This window comes from Micromonospora sp. NPDC004704 (assembly GCF_053601675.1).
Genome location: NZ_JBSGCD010000082.1, coordinates 1 through 1,086, shown reverse-complemented (window position 1 = coordinate 1,086; position 1,086 = coordinate 1). Strand labels below are relative to the sequence as shown.

The window sequence follows — 1,086 nt, the reverse complement described above, 5'->3', positions numbered from 1 at the left end:
CCCGTGCTCAGTCGGTGGAAGCAATCGGGCTGGTTAGTAGCTCGGCGAAGATTTCCTTGGGTTTCTTGTAGCCGAGGATGCGGCGGGGTCGGTTGTTGAGCCGGTCGGCGATGGCGGTGAGTTGGTGGTTGTCGTGGGGGATGACGGTGCCGCGGGGTAGGTACTCGCGGATCCACCGGTTGGTGCTCTCGTTGGTGCCGCGTTCCCAGGGGCTGTGTGGGTGGGCGAAGTAGACGTCGATGTCGGCGGCGAGGGACAGGGCGGCGTGCTCGGCCATCTCGGTGCCGCAGTCCCAGGTCAGGGTGCGGCGCAGGGTGTCGGGCAGCCCGGCGATACCGGTGGCGACGGCGCCGGTGACCGTGGGGCTGTCCCGAGCGGGTAGCGGCACCAGGATCAGGAACCGGGAGGTGCGTTCCACCAGTGAGGCGGTAGCGCTGGCACCGTTCTTGCCGATGATCAGGTCGCCTTCCCAGTGACCGGGTACCCGCCGGTCCTCGGCCTGGAAGGGCCGCTGATCGATGAACGTCGGATCAGGGATCTTCGGCGCCCGCGACGCCGCCGAACGCACGGGACGACGCCGTTTACGGCCGCTACGCAGACGCACATGCAGCCGGGCCAACTCCCCGACCGGCAACGCGTAGATCCATGTGTAGATCGCCTCGTGCGATACCCGCATCGCCTCGTCCCCGGGGTAGTCGACCGGTAGCCGACCAGCGATCTGGTCCGGCGACCAGCCCTCACCCAACAACGCCACCACCACCTGCCGCAGCCGCGGATCCAACTCCAACTTGCACGGCTTCGGTCGACGCCGCGCCCGCTGCGCCTGCCGCTGTGAGCGCCACGCCCGATAGAACCCCCGCCCACCGCCCCGACAGATCTCCCGCGACACCACACTCGGATCCCGACCGATCCGCGCCGCGATCTGCTGGCCCGACAACCCCTCAGCGATCCCCCGAGTGATCTCTTCCCGATCCGCCACCGTCAGCGGCCTACGACCAACCATGCTCCCACCAGCCTCTCAGCGATCACTCCACCGAGAGGACCAACGAACGACAAGATCGATTGCTACGACCAACTGAGCACGGG

Annotated in this window: 1 protein-coding gene; it reads right to left on the bottom strand. The window is 67.7% G+C overall.

Annotation, left to right across the window (positions count from 1 at the left end; all coding sequences use genetic code 11):
* Positions 1 to 7: 7 nt before the first annotated feature.
* On the bottom strand, positions 8 to 1,003 hold the full coding sequence (locus tag ACWEFB_RS38255) for an IS30 family transposase (RefSeq protein ID WP_452293110.1): 996 nt from the start codon (positions 1,001 to 1,003) through the stop codon (positions 8 to 10).
* Between the last annotated feature and the right edge of the window lie 83 nt (positions 1,004 to 1,086).

What these genes read in the sequence shown, in the direction of transcription:
- ACWEFB_RS38255 (WP_452293110.1), bottom strand. Translation starts at nt 1,003, where the DNA reads ATGGTTGGTCGTAGGCCGCTGACGGTGGCGGATCGGGAAGAGATCACT.